The organism is Paraburkholderia sp. CNPSo 3281, assembly GCF_024206515.1.
GTDB classification, from domain to species: Bacteria; Pseudomonadota; Gammaproteobacteria; order Burkholderiales; family Burkholderiaceae; genus Paraburkholderia; species Paraburkholderia nodosa.
This window is the reverse complement of record NZ_JAMBPS010000008.1, coordinates 150,486-170,257: the sequence shown is the minus strand read 5'-3', so window position 1 is coordinate 170,257 and position 19,772 is coordinate 150,486. Positions and strand designations below refer to the sequence as shown.

Below are 19,772 nucleotides of genomic sequence, written 5' to 3'. Positions count from 1 at the left end.
TGGCAATTTCTATCCCGATGAGTACCTTTCCCACCCTCGGCGCGTGGCTCACGCACCTCGAAACTGCGCATCCGGTCGGCATCGACATGGGGCTGGACCGCATCCGTCAGGTGAAGGACGCGCTGGACCTCAAGTTCGACTGCCCGATCATCACGGTGGGCGGCACGAACGGGAAGGGCTCGACCTGCGCGATTCTCGAAACGATCCTGCTCAAGGCGGGCTTTCACGTGGGCTGCCACACCTCGCCGCATCTGCTCGAGTTCAACGAGCGCGCGCGCGTGGACGGCCAGCAGGCCAGCGACGCCGAGCTGCTGCCGCACTTCGAGGCCGTGGAAGCCGCGCGCAATTCGCTCGCCACGCCCGTGACGCTCACGTACTTCGAGTTCACGACGCTCGCGATCATGCATCTGTTCGCCTCGCGCGGGCTCGACGCCGTGATCTTCGAGGTGGGTCTGGGCGGGCGTCTGGACGCTGTCAACGTGCTCGATACCGACTGCGCGATCATCACGAGCATCGACCTCGATCACACGGAATACCTCGGCGACACGCGCGAGAAGATCGCGTTCGAGAAGGCCGGCATCTTCCGGGCGGGCAAGCCCGCGATCTGCGCCGACCCGATGGCGCCGCAGTCGCTCATCGACCATGCCGAGGCGATCGGCGCCGAACTGTGGCTCTTCGGCCGCGATTTCCGCTACGAAGGGCAGCCTGGCAACGAACGCCAGCAATGGAGCTACGTGGGCCCGACGATGCGTCGCTCGGCGCTCGCCTATCCGGCGCTGCGCGGCGCGAACCAGCTGATCAACACCTCGGCTGCGCTCGCGGGCCTCGAGTCGTTGCGCGACCGCCTGCCGGTTTCCGCGCAGGACATTCGCCTCGGCCTCGCCAACGTCGAACTGCCCGGGCGCTTCCAGGTGCTGCCGGGCAAGCCTTCGATCATTCTCGACGTCGGCCACAATCCGCACGCGGCAGCCGTGCTCGCGCAAAACCTCGGCAGCATGGGCTATTTCCCGTACACCTACGCGGTGTTTGGCGCGATGCGCGACAAGGACATCGCGGGCGTGGTCGAGCACCTGAAGGGCGAGATCGACCACTGGTGCGTGACCGATCTGCCGCTGCCGCGCGCGTCCACGGCCGAACAGCTTGAAGAAGTGCTGCGCGATGCGGGCGTGACGGACGGCGCCGATAGCAGCGTTACGCGCTACGAAAATCCCGCCGCCGCCTTCCAAGATGCGCTAAAACGTGCAACCGAAAATGATAGAATTATTGTTTTCGGAAGTTTTCTGACGGTTGCCGGGGTCATGGCCTGGCGAAAGTCGCAGCAACATTGACCGCCCGGCACCCGCACGCCGCCCACGTAAGACAGGCCAGGTAGGCCAACAGCAAGCCATACATGGGAATTTTCTCGTTCGGCAAGAAAGATGACGCTGACGCGCCCCGACGGCGCGGCACTGAGTCCGGCTCCAGCCGGCGCAGCAATCAGAGCTCGCGTGTGGAGCGGCGCAGCCGCCGGCCGGACCGGTCGGGCGCCGCCGAGGCGATGCTGCTCGACCCCACGCTCCCTGAAAAGCAACGCGCGCGCCGCCGTCTCGTCGGCGCGATCGCGCTGGTGCTCGCGGCCATCGTGATCCTGCCGATGGTGCTCGATTCGCACCCGAAGCCCGTCACCGACGACATCGCCATCGACATTCCGAGCCGCCCGGCCGACAAGGCCGCCGCGCGCCAGCACGACGCCGAAGACACGCAAGCCGGCGTCGCTCCCGACAATCCCGCAGCCGCTGAAGCGACGCCTGGCGCGTCGGCTCTCGCGGCCGCTTCGGGCGCTGCGCCCACGCAGAACGCCCAAAGCACGGACAAAACGCCGGCAACGCCTGCCAAAAAGCCCGCCCAGGCGGCAGCCGCGGCGGCCCAATCGACGCAAACCGCCCAGACGCAAAAGCCCGCCGCCAGGCCGGCGGCGTCGGCCAGCACGACCGTCGCCGCGAACAGCAAGCAGACAACGCCCGCCGCAAACGACAACGACACCAGCGACGGAAACGGCGCAAAAGCCGAATCCGCCACACCGGCGGCGCCCCCGGGCGCACGTTTCGCGGTGCAGCTCGGCGCGTTCTCGAACGGCACGACAGCGAACAATTGGGTAACGAAGTTGAAAGCAGCGGGGGTGCCCGCATATACGGAGCAGCGTAAGGAAGCCGACGGCACGACGCGCACGCTGCTGCGCGCGGGCCCGTTCCCGGACCGCGCTTCGGCCACGGCGGCGATCGCCAGGGTGCGCGGCGCCGGCCTGATGGCGGGCTCGAACGCCAACGCGGAATAAGCCGTCGATGTTGACTGCATTCGACTACGCTGTAATGGCGGTGATAGGCCTGTCGGCGCTGCGCGGCGCGTGGCGGGGCTTGATCGGCGAGATTTTTGGATTGATCGGCTGGATCGCGGCGTTGCTCGTGGCCTGCCGCTACGTGGACCGCGTGGTGCCCTGGATTCCGGCGAACTGGCCGGGTGGGGCGCTGACCCAGTGGCTGATCGCCTTCGCGCTGATCGTCATTGCCGTGGTGCTCGTGGCCGGCGTGGGCAACGCACTGATCGGCCGTCTGGTGCAGGTGAGCGGATTGTCCGGCGTGGACCGTTCGCTCGGGATGATGTTCGGCCTCGTGCGAGGCGTCGTGCTGGTGCTGATCCTCGTCGTCCTCGGCGGGCTGACCGAGCTGCCCCAGCAGGACTTCTGGCGCCACGCGCTGCTGCGGCCCTATGCCGTGCAGGGCGTGCTCGAACTGAAACCGCTGTTGCCCGAGGCGCTCGCGGCCTACGTACACGTCTGATCAGAAACTGGTCGGACGCGATGCGAGGCGAAGCTTCCCGGCAACACTGCCCATTTGCGGCGCTCGACCGGTGTTGATGAAGCTGGGCGACCCGCTACCGATTTCGCTTTTTTGAAGGACCTGCCATGTGCGGCATCGTAGGCGTAGTTTCCCGCTCTCCCGTCAACCAGCTCCTCTATGACGCGCTGCTGTTGCTCCAGCACCGCGGTCAGGACGCGGCCGGCATTGCCACCGCGAACGGCAGCACGTTCCACATGCATAAGGCCAATGGCATGGTGCGCGACGTGTTCCGCACGCGCAACATGCGCAGCCTCCCCGGCACCGCCGGCATCGGCCAGGTGCGCTACCCGACGGCCGGCTCGGCGTCGAGCGAAGAAGAAGCCCAGCCGTTCTACGTGAACGCGCCGTTCGGCATCGTGCTCTCTCACAATGGCAATCTCACCAACTGGCAACAGCTCAAGGAAGAGATGTTCCGCGTGGACCGGCGCCACGTGAACACCAATTCCGACACTGAAGTGCTGCTCAACGTGCTTGCGCACGAAGTGCAGCTCGCCACCTCGGGTCTCGAACTCGATCCGGCGACGCTCTTCAAGGCGGTTTCGGGCGTGCACCGCCGCTTGCGCGGCTCGTACGCGATCGTCTCGCTGATTGCCGGCCATGGCCTGCTCGCGTTCCGCGACCCGTTCGGCATTCGCCCGCTCTGCATCGGCAAGATGGAAACGCCGGAAGGCACTGAGTGGATGCTTGCATCGGAATCGGTGGCGCTCGAAGGTATCGGTTTCGAGTTCGTGCGCGACGTGAAGCCAGGCGAAGCGGTGTTCATCGACTTCGAAGGCAACTTCCATTCGCAGCAGTGCGCGCAGGCGCCGAGCCTGAACCCCTGCATCTTCGAACTCGTGTATCTCGCGCGTCCGGACTCGGTGCTCGACGGCGTGCCCGTGTACAACGCGCGTCTGCGCATGGGCGACTATCTCGCCGAGAAGATCAGGCGCGAGCTGCCCGACGTGAAAATCGACGTGGTCATGCCGATTCCCGATTCGTCGCGCCCCGCGGCCATGCAGGTCGCGAACAAGCTCGGCGTGGAATATCGCGAAGGCTTCTTCAAGAACCGCTACGTGGGCCGCACCTTCATCATGCCGGGCCAGGCCATGCGCAAGAAGTCGGTGCGCCAGAAGCTCAACGCCATGGGCATCGAGTTCAAGGGCAAGAACGTGCTGATCATCGACGACTCGATCGTGCGCGGCACCACCTCGCAGGAAATCGTGCAGATGGCGCGCGACGCGGGCGCGACCAAGGTGATCTTCGCTTCGGCGGCGCCGCCCGTGAAGTACCCGAACGTCTACGGCATCGACATGCCCACGCGCGGCGAACTGGTCGCGCACGGCCGCACCGACGACGAAGTGGCGCGCATCATCGGCGCGGATTACCTCGTGTATCAGGACGTGGAATCGCTCAAGCAGGCAGTGCGCGACATCAATCCGGAGTTGAAGGGCTTCGAGGCTTCGTGCTTCGACGGCGACTACATCACCGGCGACATCACGAGCACGTACCTCGACAACATCGAGACGGCGCGCCTCGCGCCCCAGGCGCAGTCGGACCGCGACGCCGCAAGCGACGCGATGGACGGCGGCTCCCGCTCGCAGTTGCACCTGCAGCTCTCGGTGGAGTGATCCCTTCGGCAAACGCGAGCGTGAGGCTCGCGTTCCCGCCGATTCCGAAGCCCGCTTTCTGCCGACGCAAAAGCGGGCTTTTTTGCGCCTGCACGTGCAGGATTGAAGCCTGATTGTTCAGCACACGGAGAACACGAACATGGACGACACCTTCAACTTCGACACGCTGGCCGTTCGCTCGGGTACGCTGCGCAGCGCGTTCAACGAACATTCGGAAGCGCTCTACCTCACGTCGAGCTTTTGTTTCGGCAGCGCCGCCGAAGCCGCCGAGCGCTTCAGGAATTCCGAAACCGCCTATACGTACGCACGTTTCTCGAATCCGACCGTCACCATGTTCCAGGAGCGCCTCGCCACGCTCGAAGGCGGCGAGGCGTGCATCGCCACGGCTTCGGGCATGGCTGCGATCATGTCGGTGGTGATGGCCGCGCTGCAGGCGGGCGACCATATCGTCAGCTCGCAGAGCATTTTCGGCTCGACGCTCGCCATGTTTTCGCAGATCTTCAGCAAGTTCGGCATCACGACCACCTTCGTCGATCCGACCGATCTCGATGCATGGAAGAACGCCGCGCGCTCCGAAACGAAGATGTTTTTCCTCGAAACGCCGTCGAACCCACTCACCGAAGTGGCCGACATCGAAGCCGTGGGCAAGATCGCCCGGGCGGCGGGCGCGCTCTTCGTGGTCGACAACTGCTTCTGCAGCCCGGCGCTGCAGCAACCGCTCAAATTCGGCGCGGACGTGGTGATGCATTCGGCCACCAAGTTCCTCGACGGCCAGGGCCGCGTGCTGGGCGGTGCGCTCGTGGGCTCGAAGGCGTTCATCATGGAGAAGGTGTTTCCGTTCGTGCGCACTGCGGGCCCGACGCTTTCCGCGTTCAACGCGTGGGTGCTGCTCAAGGGCATGGAAACGCTGTCGCTGCGTGTGGAGAAGCAGTCCGGCAATGCGCTCGAAATCGCGCGCTGGCTGGAGACGCATCCGGCTATCAAGCGCGTTTTCTATCCGGGCCTCGAGTCGCATCCGCAGCATGCGCTCGCCATGCGGCAGCAGAAGCTGGGCGGCGCGATCGTCTCGTTCGAAGTGAAGGGCGACACGCCGGAGCAGCAGCGCGCGAATGCCTGGCGCGTGATCGACGGCACGAAGATCTGTTCGATCACCGGCAATCTCGGCGATACGCGCACGACCATCACGCACCCGGCGACGACGACGCACGGCCGTATCACGCCTGAAGCGCGCGCGGCGGCCGGCATCACCGAAGGGCTGATCCGCCTGGCCGTCGGCCTCGAAAACGCGCAGGACGTGCGCAACGATCTCGCGCGCGGGCTCGATGCGGCGCGGTAAGCTGTTTTAAGCAGCGGTTGTATGATCGTGGGTCGGGCGCTGCCCGGCCCATTTCCTTTTTTCCTTTCCCGTGAGTTCGTCATGCCCATTGTTCGTGCGCTGTTCGTTTATCCCGTGAAGTCATGCGGCGCGATCGCGCTCGACGATGCGCAGCTCGGCCTGAAGGGTATCGAGTGGGACCGCCACTGGATGGTTGCCGACGAGAACGGCCGGCTCGTCACGCAGCGCCAGTACGCCGCCATGGCGCGCATCGTGCCCGCGTTCGTCGAAGACGGCGTGCGCCTCAGCATGGAAGGCATGAGCGAAGTGCTCCATCTGCCGTTCGCGCCGCGCGGCGGCGAGGCGCGCGTGCCGGCCTCGGTTTGGGACGACGATTTCGAGGCGCTCGACGAAGGCGATCACGCGGCGCAGTGGTTCACACAGGCGATTGGCGTGCCGGTGCGCCTGCTGCGCTTCGCGCACGACGTGACGCGCCTCGCGAGCAAGAAGTGGACGAACGGCGAAGACGCGCCCACGCAATTCGCCGACGGCTTTCCGATTCTCGTGACGAGCGAGGCGTCACTCGCGGAACTCAACGAGCGTCTCGCGGCGAAGGGCGCGCCGCCCGTGCCGATGGCGCGCTTTCGTCCGAACATCGTCGTCGGCGACATTGACGACGCATTCGAGGAAGATTTCATCGACACGCTCGCCATCGAATCGGCTTCAGGCGGCGAAGAGATCGTGTTGCGCTTCGTGAAGCCTTGCGCGCGCTGCCCGATCACGACGATCGATCAGCTAACGGGCGAGCGCGACGCGCAATGGCCCACCGAGCCGCTCGACACGCTTGCCGTGTTTCGCGCCGATCCGCGCGTGGACGGTGGCCTCACGTTCGGCCAGAACGCGATGGTCGTGGCGGGAGCGGGCCAGCATGTGACGGTGGGCGCACGCGCCGCGTGGGAATACCGCTTCGACGAATGAGCCGCGCCTGCGCACTCAGTGTGATGGCAGCGCGCGCCACTGGCCGGGCGCGAGCCCAAAGCGGCGCGTGAACGCGTGCGTGAACGCGCTCTGGTCGCCGAAGCCCACTTCGAGCGCGATGTCGGTGAGCGAGGCGCGCGGGTCGGCGAGCAGCGTGAGCGCCGTGTCGAGCCGCAGCCGCTGCAAGTAGCGATGCGGCGTCTCGCCGAACGCTTCGATAAAAAGCTGATGAAAGCGCCGCATGCCGAAGCCGCAATGCGCGGCGAGATCGGCAATGCGCAGCGGCTGCGCGAGATGCGCGCGCAGCCACCGGTCGATACGGGCGAAGTCCAGCCCGGCAGCCGCGCTGAATGGGGCGCTGGGTGCCACGCCGGTCTGTGCGATGAATGCCGCGCACAGGCGCGCCGAGGCGTCCCAGTGAAAGCGGCGCGCACGCAGGTCGGCGCTGTCGCGCGGCGGCGTGGCCGCGGCGGCGCGCTGCGCGATCTGGCTCACGAGCTGCGTGAGTGCAGGGTCGAGGCGCACGGCGCGCGCGGTGTCGAAAAGCCGTTCGGGCACCGCGAGCGTTGCCGCGGGCAGGTCGAGCACGAGCTGGCGGTTATCGCCGATACCCATGTAGTCGTGCCGCGCGCCCGCCGGAATGAGCCACGCGGAACAACTGTCGATGCGCTCGCCCCGGCCGTTCACGGTCATCTCCATCTCGCCGTCGAGACCGAGCACGATCTGGTGAAAATCGTGCAGATCGGTTTCCTCGATCGCGCCGTAGCGGCGCAGTTCGACGCCGGGCGCGGTGACGGGAGCGTGGTGATGCGGATTCATGTTGACCGGTTGCGGTTGCAAATCAGGCGAGCGCTGTGAAGTGTCAAGCGGGCATCAGACGTCGAGCAGCTCGACTTCGAACACGAGCGTCGCGTTCGGCGGAATCACGCCGCCCGCGCCACGCACGCCGTAGCCCAGTTGCGGCGGAATCGTCAGCTTGCGCACGCCGCCCACCTTCATGCCCTGCACACCTTCGTCCCAGCCCTTGATGACCATGCCGCCGCCCAGCACGAAGGCGAACGGATCGTTGCGGTCCTTGCTCGAATCGAACTTCTGGCCGTCCGTGAGCCAGCCGGTGTAGTGCACGCTGACGGTCTGGCCGGCCTTGGCTTCGGCGCCGGTGCCTTCGGTCAGGTCTTCGTACTTGAGGCCGGATTCGGTGGTCACGATAGACATGGAAAAACTCCTGATTCGGATAGGTTGAACCCGTTATTGTAGGCGCTTTGCAGGGCCGGGCGGGCAGCGGCTAGCCAGGCACGCCGGTTGCTTGCTACCCGCTGCCTATAATGGGGGACCGCTCGCCCGGCTTGTGGCGAAATACGAGGAATCAGATGGTGTCGACTTCGCAAAACCGAACCGAGCGCACGGCGCGCCTGTGCGCCGAGGCAGCGCTGTTCATGCGCGACCACGTGCTCTCGCGCGTCTCGCATGATCTGCGCAGCCCGCTCAATGCAATCCATAGCTGGGCTTACGTGCTCGAACGCAAGATCGACAACGCCGACGCCACCGCGCAACGTGCGCTGGGCGGCATTCGCACGGGCGTGGAGCAGCAGGTTCAACTGCTCGAAACGCTCGTCGATACCACGCGCGCCGAAACGCGCAAGCTGCGTATCGAGCGCGCGCCGTTCGCCGTCGCGGCACTGATCGGCGAGGCCGTGGATGATGCTCGCGCCGCGCTCGGCGATGCGCGCGGCGTGACGTTCGCGGTGCAGGACGCGACAGGCGCGGCGACGCTCGACGGCGACCGCGAACGCATTGCGCAGGCGCTGTGGCTGATGCTGGTGTTCGCGGCGGAAACGAGTGCTCAGGGAGCCAGCGTGACGCTCGCGGCGAGCGCGAGCGCCACTGCCGCTCAACTGGAAGTGCGATGGCACGCCACGCGTGCGGTGCTTACCGACGACACGCTGGCGCACGTGCTGGAACCGTTCGCGCGCGCCCAGGCGAGCGAGCAGCAGGAAGCGGGGCGCTACGCCTGGGTGCTGGCGCTGTGCCAGCGCGTGGCCGAGGCGCATGGCGGACGCTTCGAGGCGCCGGCTCTAGTGGGCGAGGGCGAGGCGATGGTGCTTGCGCTGAATGTGCCGCTGAATGGCGTGTGAGCGGAGATCGAACCGGGTCGCGCACGAACGACCGCCGCGTGCGCGGCGAGTCGTATTGAGCCCGCCCGCACCTTTCACTCACCTTGCACCTTTATACTGAGCGCTTCGTCTCCCGGAGCCATGTGTCTTGATCCAGCTTCTCGCCCTCATCGGGGCGTTCCTGCTCGTTGCCCTCAACGGTTTCTTCGTCGCGGCCGAGTTCGGCCTCGTCAAGCTGCGCGCCACGCGCGTGCAGAGCCTCGCGCAGCAGCACGGCCTGCGCGGCCGCCTGCTCGCCAAGGTTCACGGCCAGCTCGATGCCTATCTTTCCGCGTGCCAGCTCGGCATCACGCTCGCTTCGCTCGGCCTCGGCTGGATTGGCGAGCCGGCTTTCGCGCAGTTGCTCGCGCCGGTGTTCGAACTGCTAGGCGCGCAATCGGCGGATCTCGTGCACGCCATCTCGCTGGTGTTCGCGTTCACGGTCATTTCGTTCCTGCACATCGTGGTGGGCGAACTGGCGCCGAAGTCGCTCGCCATCCGCCAGGCCGAGAAGATTTCGCTGTGGACGGCCATGCCGCTCTACGGCTTCTACTGGACCATGTATCCCGCAATCTGGGTGCTCAATTCGAGTGCGAACGCGGTGCTGCGTCTCGCGGGCCTTTCGTCGGGGCACGGCCACGACACGCACTATTCAACCGACGAACTTAAGCTGATCCTGCGCAGCCGCCGCGCCGCCGCCCAGGCCGAAGCGCATGACGCGATGCACGAGCCGCGCGGCGCAAAAGGCGGCGCGGTGCCGCGCCTCCCCGCGCCGGCTGCGAATGCCTATAGCGCCGACGAATGGAACACGCTCGCCCATTCGCTCGACTTCTCGCGTCTCACAATATCCGACCTCATGCGGCCTACGCACGAGATGGTGGGCCTGCGCCGCGACCTTTCGCTGCGCGAGAACATGCAGATCGTGGCGCGCCATCGTTTCAGCCGCTACCCGCTGTTCGAGGACGCCGCGGGCGAACGCGTGGCGGGCCTCATCCACCTGAAGGACCTGCTGCTCGCGCGCGAGGCGGGCAACGCACTCAGCGATCTCGGCAAGTTCGTGCGCCCCGTGCAGTACGTGCGGCCCGACACGCCCGCGCTCGCACTGTTCCGCCGCTTTCGCAAGGGCGCGCCGCATTTCGCGCTGGTGGGGCACAAGAACGCACGCCCGGTCGGCTTTCTCACGCTCGACAATCTGCTCGGTGCGCTCGTGGGCCAGATTCACGACGAGTTTCACCAGGCCGACGCCGACTGGACCCGCATGGACGACGGCACGCTGATGGGCCGCGGCAGCCTGCCTGTGGTGTCGCTGGAGCAGGCGCTCGGCATCGACATCGATGAAGGGCGCGCGGAGTCGGTGGGCGGCCTGGTGATTCACGCGCTCAACGATCTGCCCACCGAAGGGCAGCGCGTGGAGTTCGACCGCTTCGACATCGTCGTGAAGAAGATGAAGGGGCCGCGCATCGTGCTCGTGCGCGTGTATCCGAAAGATCTCGAGGACGAGGGCGGCTGAGCGCGCCTCGAGTGCCGCTCAGCTGCGCGTGAGTGTGGCGAGCACGGCTACGGGCATTGCGCCCAGGATGTCGCGCAGCGCGAGCGTACCGCCTTCGCGCACCGTGTGCGTGGCGTCGCTGAGCCAGTCGTATAGCGTGGCTGGTGCGCATCCTTTCGGCAATTCGACGGCCGTATCTTCCCAGCGTTCGGGCGCGACGAGCGGGGTGTCGCCATCCAGCAAGCCTGCCGCGAGGCGGGTGCCGATCACCACGGCCCACGCATTGCCGTGATGGCGCGCGAACGCGATCACGTGTGAGGCCTGCGCGCCGCTGACTGTGAGCGGCAGATAGTCGCCTTCGCGCAGCAGTTCGGGCGCGCGCGAGTGCAGCGCGAGCAGGCGGTGCACGGTGGCCAGCTTCACCTGTGCGTTGCGCCAGTCCTTCAGCTTCGCGGCGGGCGCTTGCTCATCGAGCGCGGCCGCGCGTGCGGCGTAATCGACGGGCCGCCGGTTATCCGGATCGACGAGGCTGAAGTCCCAGAGTTCGGTGCCCTGATAGAGATCGGGCACGCCCGGCGAGGTGAGCCGCAGCACCGTCTGCAGCAGCGTATTGAGCGCCCCTGCGGGCGCCACGCGCGCAACGAATTCGGCCAGCGCCTGCAGGAAGCCGTCGCGCCGTTGCGGTGCGAGGATATCGAAGAGAAATGCCTGGCACTCCGATTCATAGGTTTCGTCAGGCGAGAGCCAGTTCGTGCGCAGCTTCGCTTCGCGCAACGCTTTGAGCAGCCACGTCGAGACGCGCTCCGCGAGCGCGTGCACGCCCGCTTCGTCGCCGGGGTCCAGCTCGGGCGGCCAGCATCCCACCAGCGTTTGATACAGCATCGCCTCGGCGGTCGGTCCGGGCGACCAGGCCGCGCCAGCCGCCCCTTCGTTGCGGCGATGCGTCTGGTTCAGCGTCGACCAGGCGCGCAACGTGGCGCTCCAGTCGCTCGCAATCTCGCTCAATACGGCGAGCCGCGCGCGCACGTCCTCGCCGCGCTTGTGGTCGTGCGTGGCCGTGGCGAGCAGTCCATAAGGACGCCGCTGGCGCAACCGGTTCGTCGCATGAAAGTCGTGCGGCGTGCGCGCGAAATCGTCGGGGTCTGCGCCCACTTCGTTACGCGACAGCAGGCGGCCGTAGCGATAGAGCGCCGTGTCCTCCGTGGCCTTCGCGGCGAGCGGCGCGGTGAGCTGCGAGAACAGCGCGAGCGCCGTGCGTTGCGCGATCAGCGCGTGGCTGAGCGGCGTATTCGCCTGGTTGTTGCCCGCACTCGCGTTCGCGACGGCTGGCGCGGCGCGTGGCGTCCTGGCACCGCCGCTAGTGTTGCCACTGTTGCCGCTGCCGCTACTGGCGTTGGTCGCGGCCGGTTCGGGGGCGCGTCCGCCTAGCCAGCCGTCGACCAGGTCGAGCGCCGCGAGGCTCGCGCGCGGCAGCGCGCATCTCGCGGCGTCGAGCGCAACGTCGAAGTAACGGTTGTCGAGCGCGCTGCGCAAGCCGTTCACCGGATAGATCCGGTAGATCGGGAAGGACATGGCCAGATGCGCGGCCACGCGATGCACCGACGCATAGGTGGTGTCGCGCGTGCCCGGGAGTTCGCGCGCGATGCGGTGCAGCGCGCGCGTCACATGGTCGAGTTCCGCGGGGAGATAGGCGGCCAGCATCTCGCGGCGCGCGTCGAGCGCGTAGGCCGCGAACGGCCGGTCGTCGCCGGCAATGGCGGCCCACGCCTCGGCGAGCGGCGCGGCGCCCGCGGGGTCGTGCAGCAAGGCGCCCACGTCGTTCATGAAGTCGTAGCCGGTCGTGCCTTGTACCGGCCAGTCGTCACGCAGCGTTTCGCCTTGCGCGAGGATCTTCTCGACCACGATGTAGGGCGGCGTGGCGCGCAGCGCAGCGAGCCGTTGCCGCAGGCGTTCGCAGTACTCGCGTGGGTCCGCGAGTCCGTCGATATGGTCGATACGCAGGCCGTCGATCACGCCGTCGGCGTAGAGGCGAAACACGAGCTTGTGCACGGCCTCGAACACGTCGTGACGTTCCACACGCACGCCGGCGAGCGCGGTGATGTCGAAGAAGCGCCGCCAGTTGATCTCATCGGTGGCGGTGCGCCACCACGCGAGCCGGAAGTGCTGGCGCTCCAGCAGGCGGTGTAGCCGCTCGCGCGGCACCGGGTCGCTACTCGTATAGGATTCCAGAACGAAATCGATGGGGTCCGTGCCGGCCCGCTCGACGAACGCGCGCAGCGCGTCGCGCCCCGCGGCGGCGCGCGCCTGGTCGTCGGGCTGGGTCGTGAGGCTCTGGAATGGCCCGGCGAGCGTGTTCAGATCGGCGCGGTTCGCGGACTGCAGGAGCGCCGCGTAATCGGTCGGGCAGATCGGGCACACGTGCGGCCCGTACTGCACGTAAAAGCGCGCGGCGGCGGGGTCGAACTTCAGCTCGATACGGCCTGCGGCGAGTTCCTCGCCGTACTGTGCGCCGAGAAACGGCATCAGCACCTTGCCGCGCAGGGCGGGGTCGGGCGAGTGCCAGTCCACGTCGAAGTGGCGCGCGTACGCGCTGTGACGTCCCCATTCGAGGATGTCGAGCCACCAGGCGTTGTGGCCGCCGCCCACACCCATGTGATTCGGCACGAAGTCGGCGATGATGCCCATGCCGCGCTCGTGCACTTTCGCGGCGAAGCGGCGCAGCGCGCCTTCGCCGCCCAGCTCCGCGCTCACCGTGCCGTAGTCGACCGTGTCGTAGCCGTGCATCGATCCGGGCTGCGCGGTCGTGACGGGAGAAAGGTAGAGATGGCTCACGCCGAGCGCGGCGAAGTAGTCGAGCTGCGCGAGCGCGTCGACGAACGTGAAGCCGTGATGGAGCTGCAGGCGCAGCGTCGCGCGAGGGTGTGTCATGGCGTCGGCTTCTTTTCCGGCGCACGTGGCGCCGAGCTGGCGGTTGAGTTGGCGTCGTTTGCGCCTGCACCGGCGCTCGGGTCGGCCGGCGTGCGCGCGACGGCGTCGCGTGCGCGTACGATGGCTTCGACGCGCGCGGCGACGGCCGCATCGGCGAACAGCGTCTCGACGGGCAGCGGCAGGCGGCGGCGCCAGTTCGGATGCTCGTCGATCGAGCCGGGCAGATTCGGCTGGTCGGACAACGCGAGCAGGTCTTCGAGCGGGCAGGTGACGAGCGGGCTCCGCGTTGCCGCGACATAGGCGAGCGCGGCATTCACGGGCGGATCGTCGGCGGGCGGCGGATCGGTGTCGCGCGGCGCGAGCCCGCTGTGCTGCAACGCGTGCCAGAGCGCGACGCGATCTGTCGCGCGCCGCGCGTGGTCGAGCGCGACGGGGTCGAGCCCGTCGGCACGCGGGAGCGTCTGGCCGATGCGGTTGCGCCAGTCGATGTCCGCGCCGCTCCACCATCCCGCGACGGTCGGCAGGTCGTGCGTGGTGGTCGTCGCGACGCCGTGCGGGTCCCAGCGCGCGGGCGCGAGAAAACCCTTGCCGTCGTGCTCGAACCACAGCACGCGAATGCCATAGAGGCCGTGCGCGGCGAGCCGTTCGCGCAGCCCTGGCGGGACGGTGCCGAGGTCTTCGCCAATCACGATCGCGCGATGCCGCCACGATTCGAGCGCGATGAGCCGCACGAGGTCGTCGAACGGGTAGCGCAGATACGCGCCGTGGCGCGCGCTTTCGCCTTCGGGCACGAGCCAGAGCCTGCGCAGCCCGAGGATATGGTCGATGCGCACGCCGCCCGCATGGGCGAAGGCCGCGCGCAGCATGTCGATGAACGCGCGAAAGCCGTTGTTGTGCATGGCGCGCGGCGAGAACGTCGTGAGCCCCCAGCTTTGCCCGGCCTGGTTGAAGATGTCGGGCGGCGCGCCGACCGAAACGCGTTGCAGCATGTCCTGCGGCAGCGACCACGCGTGCGAGCCGGCGCCGTCGCAGCCCACGGCGAGGTCGGCGACGAGGCCGATCGCCATGCCGGCCTCGCGCGCGCTGCGCTGCGCGCCCGAGAGCCCTTGCGCCGCGAGCCATTGCAGGAAGCAGTGAAAGTCGACTTCGCGACGGTGCTCCTGCGCAAACTTTGCCACGTCGGTGCTGCGCGGATCGCGCAGCGGTTCGGGCCAGTCGCGCCAGTGGCGCTCGCCGCCGGGGCCGCGCAGCATGGCTTCCTGCAGCGCCTCGAAACGCGCGTGGTCTTCGAGCGCTTCGCCGCCCTGTGCGCGGAATGCGTCGAAGGCAGCGGCATGCGGCGAGCCGCTCGCGCGCTCTTCGGTGTCGAAGCGCTCGAACAGCGCGCGCAGCACCTTGAGCTTGAGCGGCAACGCACGCTGCCAGTCAACGAGCGGCGCGGCTTCGAGTTCGCGCCAGGCGTCGAGCGCGTTCGCGGCCACGCTCGCGTCGTGCGCGGCCTTGGCGCCGAATACCGCGGCGGGGTCGATATGCGCGACGTTGACCCACAGGCGCGATGAAGGCGAATAGGGGCTGAAGTGGCCCGGCTCGGCGCTGAACATCGCATGGGTCGGGCTGACTGCGAGCGCCTGTGCACCGCGCAGCGCGCTTTCCGCTGCCAGGGCGGCGAGCGCGGTGTAGTCGCCGATGCCGCCGTCGCCATTGCGTCGGAGTCCATACAATTGTGCGGCGAGGCCCCACAGCGGCGGCACCGCGCCGCTGTCGCCGTGACGGGCGCGCCAGGCGTCGGCGACGGTATGGCAATGCGGCGGCGCGACCGCAATCGTCAAGCGGTGGTCGTGGACGGTGAGCGTGTGATAGCCCGGCTCCGCAAGCGGCGCGAGCAGGGCGCTCTCGCCGCGCGGCGAGGTGAAGCGGCCTTCGATATGCTCGCCGCTTTCGAGGTCGATACGATAGTGGCTGCCCGCGCGTACGGCCGAAGGCGGCAGTTCGATCGCGCTGTCGTATTCGGTGGTGATGAGCGGCGGCAGTCGCCGCGCCGACTGTTCCGCATTGAGCGCGGAGGTGCTCTGGCGGATTTGCGCGGCGTTGGCGCAAGGCAGGCCCGCGCATTCCAGCAGGGCGGCGAGCGTGCTGTCGGGCACGCGCTGCACGGCGCCGTGCGCGTCGGTCCATTCGACCTCGAAGCCCGCGCGTGCGGCCAGGGTCGCGAGCGTTTCGCTGCGGCGCGCCGTGCTCATGCGTTGGGCTCCTCGCGATGCACGACGCGCGCGTCGTGTTCGCTCGAATACTCGGGTACGTTGCCGGTGAGCCATGCAATGCACGCGCTCTCGGGCAGCACGCCATTGTCGGTATGGTCGCGCGCACGCGGCGGCGTTTCGAAGATCACCATGCCCTCGGGCCGTGGATTGAGCAGCACGCCGTCGCGGCCCAGGTTCAGCGCGATCGTGAGCGTTTCGCCATCGTCGAGGCGCCAGCGCGCGACGAGCGCGGCGAGGCCGTTCGCGGCGTCGTCGGCGAGCACCGTCGCGCCGAGCGCACGTGTGTGGCGCAGGCGCGGCATGAGCAAATGCGCGCGCACGCATAGCGCCGACTTGTAGAAGTGCATCCATTCGAGCCGTTCGCCGTCGAGCGGCGCGTCCGCCAGCGGCGACGAATTCAGGAAGGTCTGCAGATCGTTCGGATCGGGAATGCGCGCGCGGCTAGCCTCGTCATTGAACGCGGTGAATGCCTTGAATTCGCGGCGGCGGCCTTCACGTACCGCATCGGCGAGCTGACCGGTGAAGGCGGTGAAGAACTGGAACGGCTGCGTCGAGCCGTATTCCTCCTCCATGAAGAGCAGCGGAATTTGCGGCGATAGCAGCAGCATTGCCGTGGCCGCGCGCAGGGCGTCGTCGTCGGCCAGCGTGCGCAGCCGGTCGCCGAGCGCGCGGTTGCCGATCTGGTCGTGGTTTTGCAAAAACATCACGAACGCGGTAGGCGGCAGGTGCGCGCTCGGTTCGCCGCGCGGCTTGCCCGCATGCACGGGCGACGGGTCGCCCTGGTACACGAAGCCTTCGCCGAGCACGCGCGCGAGTTTGCCGATGGGGGAGTCCGTGAAGGCGCGATAGTAGCCTTCCGATTCGCCGGTCAGCAGCACATGAAAACAGTGATGCGCGTCGTCGTTCCATTGCGCGCTGAAGTGCGATTCGAGCAGATTGGCTTCGTTGTGCTCGTTTTCGAGTACGAGGTGCACATGGCGGCCGGGCTCGACGCGCGCCTTCACGTGGTCGGCCAGTTCGCGCAGCCAGTCGATGTTGCCGATCGCGTGCGCAGCGTCGATGCGCAGACCGTCGAAGCGATACTCCGTGAGCCAGTAGAGCGCGTTGTCGCAGTAGAAGTCGCGCACTTCGAAGCGGTCGAAGTCGAGCGCTTCGCCCCACGGCGTCTTCACGTCCTGGCGGAAAAACGGCTTGGCATAGTGGCCGAGCCAGTTCCCGTCGGGGCCGAAATGGTTGTAGACGACGTCGATGAACATCTGCAGCCCCAGCCCATGCGCGGCATCGACCAGCGCTTTCAGTTCATCAGGACTGCCATAGGCCGCGTGCGGCGCGTAAGGCAGCACGACGTCGTAGCCCCAGCCGCGCTCGCCCGGATAGTCGTTGAGCGGCATGAGTTCGACGGCCGTCACGCCAAGCGCTGCCAGCGCGGGCAGACGTTTCATTACGCCCTGATATCCGCCCAGCGCGCCCACGTGCAGCTCGTAGATCACGGTCTCTTCCCAGGGGCGCCCTTGCCAGTGCGCATGCTGCCAGGCGTACGCGCGCGGGTCGAGCACTTCGCTCGGTCCGTGCACGCCCTGCGGCTGGAAGCGCGATGCGGGGTCGGGTACGCGTTGCTGGCCGTCGATGCAATAGCGGTACAGCGTGCCCGGCCCGCACGGCGCCTGCGCTTCGAACCAGCCGTTGCCGCTCGGCGTCATGTCGAGCGGCGGCGCGTCTCTCACGTTCTCGAACACGACTTGCACCGTTTGACACGACGGCGCCCAGAAGCGAAAGCGCGTATGCGGCTGCGCGTGCGCCGCGCCGATCAGCTGCGCGCCGAACGGCAGGCAATGCATGTACTGGCGGGTGTACGGTTCGTGCGAAAGCGGGGACATGGTGGATTCCTGGTTGCGTCCTGTTCCTATCCAGCGGCGGCTTCGTCCGGGCCCGCGGGCGCGCCCGACCCGGACGCGCCCGGCGTGCGGCGCGGGTCCGGCGTGGGCGCGTCGCCGCGCGTGCCCGCTGGCCGGTGCGTGTCGGCTCGCGCCGGACGGGCGCGGAGCACGGCGAGCGCGCGCGCAGCCAGCTCGTACGTCGTGTCGGGCAGCGCGTAGGGCGCCGCGTCGGGACGCGCGGTATCGAGCAGCACCTCCAATGCCATGCGCGGCGCGGGCGCGACGAATGTCACCGCGCCCTGCGAAGCGTTCAGCATCATCAACAATACTTCCATTTGGCCGTGGAGTCCCGCTCCCGCGCGCCGCATGGTGAACGCGCTCGCTTCCGGGTCGTGCCAGGCCTCGGGCGAGAGCGACTCGCCGCGTTCGTCGAACCAGTCGATGTCGTGCACGCCGGGCATCAGTTCGCGCTCGCCGAACAGAAAGCGCGTTTCGTGCAGCAGCGGATGTTCGCGGCGCAGCGCGATCACGCGCGCGGCGAAACGCGTCATGGCCTTGCCCTGGGGCGTGTCGGCGAGCGCCCAGTCGAACCACGAAATGTCGTTGTCCTGGCAGTACGCGTTGTTGTTGCCGCGTTGCGTGCGGCAGGCCTCGTCGCCCGCGAGCAGCATAGGCGTGCCGAGCGCGATGAGGAGCGTGGCCATCATCGAGCGGGCCACGCGCGCACGCGTGGCGAGGATGGCGGGGTCGTCGGTCGGGCCTTCCACGCCCCAGTTCGCGCTCCAGTTTTCATTGTGGCCGTCGCGGTTCTCTTCGCTGTTGGCTTCGTTATGCTTGCGCTCGTACGAAACGAGGTCGGCGAGCGTGAAGCCGTCGTGCGAGGTGACGAAATTGATCGACGCCCAGGGCCGGCGCTTGCGTTTGTCGAACAGGTCCGCGCTGCCGGTCAGGCGCGCCGCGAGGTCGGCGCGCTGGCCCGGCGCGCCGCGCCAGTAGCGCCGCACGCTGTCGCGAAAGCGATCGTTCCATTCGGAAAAGCCGGGCGGGTGATTGCCGAGCTGATAACCGCCCGGGCCCACGTCCCACGGCTCGGAAATCAGCTTGCACTGCGAAAGCACTGGGTCCTGGCGCAGCACGTCGAAGAAGCCGCCGTTCGGGTCGAAGCCTGCGGGCTCGCGCCCGAGTGTCACGCCGAGGTCGAAGCGAAAGCCGTCGATGCCATATGACGTGGTCCAGTGGCGCAGCGAGTCGGCGACCATCTGCAGCACGCGCGGGTGCGATAGGTCGAGTGTGTTGCCGCAGCCCGTGTCGTTGATGAAGTGGCGCTCGTCGCCTGGCACGCAGCGGTAATAGCTGGCATTGTCGAGGCCGCGCCACGAGACGGTGGGGCCCATTTCGCCGCCTTCGCAGGTGTGGTTGTAGACCACGTCGAGAAAGACTTCGATACCCGCTGCATGAAGCTGCCGCACGGCAATGCGCATTTCGTCGGTGTCGTAGCCCACCAGGTAGCTGGGCTCGGGCGCGAAGAACGCGGCCGCGTTGTAGCCCCAGTAGTTGCGCAGGCCGCGATCGATCAGAAAGCGCTCGGAGAGAAACGCGTGGACTGGCAGGATCTCGATGGCCGTCACGCCGAGCTTGTGCAGGTGCTCGATGAAACGCGGCGCGGCTAGCCCGGCGAAGGTGCCCCGCATGTGCGTGCGCAAATCGTGACGCTGCATCGAAAGACCGCGCAGATGCGCCTCGTAAATCACGGTGTCGCCCCACGGCGTATTGGGCCGCCGGTCGCGCGACCAGTCGAAGTTGTCGTTCACGACCACGCACTTGGGCATGGCCGGTGCCGAGTCGCGCCGGTCGATCGAGAGGTCCACGCGGTTCGAATGCGCGCGGTAGCCATAGAGCGTGTCCGACCAGCGGAACTGGCCGATGAGCTGCTTCGCGTAAGGGTCCAGCAGCAGCTTGTGCGGATTGAAGCGGTGCCCCAGATGCGGCTGATAGGGCCCATGCGCGCGCAGGCCGTAGACGGTGCCGGGATGCGCGCCCGGCAGATAGCCGTGCCACACCTCGTCGGTGCATTCGGGCAAGGTGTAGCGAATGCGTTCCTTGCGGCCGGTGGGGTCGAAGAGGCACAGCTCGATGCGCCATGCGTGGGCGGAGAACACGGCGAAGTTGGTGCCGAGTCCGTCCCACGTCGCCCCGAGCGGCCAGGGGGAGCCGGGCAGCAGGCGCTCAGGCGGACCGTTTGCCATGACGATGCTCCATGTGTTGTTCTTCGTTTTGCATCGGCT

General features: G+C 67.6%; 14 protein-coding genes. 8 read left to right on the top strand and 6 right to left on the bottom strand.

Translation table 11 applies throughout. The features are described from left to right. Positions 1–17: 17 nt before the first annotated feature. From folC to M3I56_RS12170, 6 genes are all read left to right on the top strand, one after another. The gene (folC, locus tag M3I56_RS12195; RefSeq protein WP_254354137.1) at positions 18–1,328 is read left to right on the top strand and encodes a bifunctional tetrahydrofolate synthase/dihydrofolate synthase; all 1,311 of its coding nucleotides are present in this window, start codon (positions 18–20) and stop codon (positions 1,326–1,328) included. Between the two features lie 62 nt (positions 1,329–1,390). Next, a complete protein-coding gene (locus M3I56_RS12190) occupies positions 1,391–2,314 on the top strand; it encodes an SPOR domain-containing protein (protein ID WP_254354136.1) in 924 nt (307 codons plus the stop codon). A gap of 7 nt (positions 2,315–2,321) precedes the next feature. Next, a complete protein-coding gene (locus M3I56_RS12185; protein WP_028202927.1) occupies positions 2,322–2,816 on the top strand; it encodes a CvpA family protein in 495 nt (164 codons plus the stop codon). 125 nt (positions 2,817–2,941) lie between these two features. Continuing rightward, a complete protein-coding gene (purF, locus tag M3I56_RS12180) occupies positions 2,942–4,486 on the top strand; it encodes an amidophosphoribosyltransferase (RefSeq protein WP_254354135.1) in 1,545 nt (514 codons plus the stop codon). 139 nt (positions 4,487–4,625) lie between these two features. Beyond that, the gene (locus tag M3I56_RS12175; RefSeq protein ID WP_254354134.1) at positions 4,626–5,822 is read left to right on the top strand and encodes an O-succinylhomoserine sulfhydrylase; all 1,197 of its coding nucleotides are present in this window, start codon (positions 4,626–4,628) and stop codon (positions 5,820–5,822) included. An 81-nt stretch (positions 5,823–5,903) separates the two neighbouring features. Beyond that, a complete protein-coding gene (locus tag M3I56_RS12170) occupies positions 5,904–6,779 on the top strand; it encodes an MOSC domain-containing protein (protein WP_254354133.1) in 876 nt (291 codons plus the stop codon). 15 nt (positions 6,780–6,794) lie between these two features. Here the strand turns inward: M3I56_RS12170 and M3I56_RS12165 are convergent, their stop codons facing one another. Together M3I56_RS12165 and M3I56_RS12160 are read right to left on the bottom strand one after the other, a co-directional pair. Beyond that, entirely contained in the window at positions 6,795–7,598 is an 804-nt protein-coding gene (locus tag M3I56_RS12165; protein WP_254354132.1) for an AraC family transcriptional regulator, read from the bottom strand. A 54-nt stretch (positions 7,599–7,652) separates the two neighbouring features. Next, positions 7,653–7,994, bottom strand: a complete 342-nt coding sequence (locus tag M3I56_RS12160) for an FKBP-type peptidyl-prolyl cis-trans isomerase (RefSeq protein ID WP_028202932.1) — start codon at positions 7,992–7,994, stop codon at positions 7,653–7,655. 155 nt (positions 7,995–8,149) lie between these two features. Between M3I56_RS12160 and M3I56_RS12155 the strand changes: the two genes are divergently transcribed. Then, positions 8,150–8,914: a sensor histidine kinase KdpD gene (locus tag M3I56_RS12155; protein WP_254354131.1), complete on the top strand. Its 765-nt coding sequence runs from the start codon at positions 8,150–8,152 to the stop codon at positions 8,912–8,914. A gap of 127 nt (positions 8,915–9,041) precedes the next feature. Next, positions 9,042–10,442 (top strand): hemolysin family protein, encoded by a 1,401-nt coding sequence (locus M3I56_RS12150; RefSeq protein ID WP_254354130.1) that lies wholly within the window; start codon positions 9,042–9,044, stop codon positions 10,440–10,442. Positions 10,443–10,460: 18 nt separating this feature from the next. Here M3I56_RS12150 and treY read toward each other — a convergent pair whose 3' ends face one another. The 4 genes from treY to glgX are packed head-to-tail and all read right to left on the bottom strand — an operon-like array spanning position 10,461 to position 19,733. Continuing rightward, positions 10,461–13,349 carry a malto-oligosyltrehalose synthase gene (gene treY / locus M3I56_RS12145; RefSeq protein WP_254354129.1) on the bottom strand — a complete coding sequence of 963 codons (2,889 nt, stop codon included), beginning with the start codon at positions 13,347–13,349 and terminating at the stop codon, positions 10,461–10,463. After that, positions 13,346–15,589: a 4-alpha-glucanotransferase gene (gene malQ / locus M3I56_RS12140; protein ID WP_254354128.1), complete on the bottom strand. Its 2,244-nt coding sequence runs from the start codon at positions 15,587–15,589 to the stop codon at positions 13,346–13,348. Before malQ ends, treY begins: the two co-directional genes overlap by 4 nt. Further along, complete coding sequence (gene treZ / locus M3I56_RS12135) at positions 15,586–17,487, bottom strand: malto-oligosyltrehalose trehalohydrolase (RefSeq protein WP_254354127.1); 1,902 nt, start codon at positions 17,485–17,487, stop codon at positions 15,586–15,588. The genes malQ and treZ overlap by 4 nt, the downstream gene beginning before the upstream one ends. A 26-nt stretch (positions 17,488–17,513) precedes the next feature. Next, positions 17,514–19,733 (bottom strand): glycogen debranching protein GlgX, encoded by a 2,220-nt coding sequence (glgX, locus tag M3I56_RS12130; protein ID WP_254354126.1) that lies wholly within the window; start codon positions 19,731–19,733, stop codon positions 17,514–17,516. Positions 19,734–19,772 lie beyond the last annotated feature (39 nt).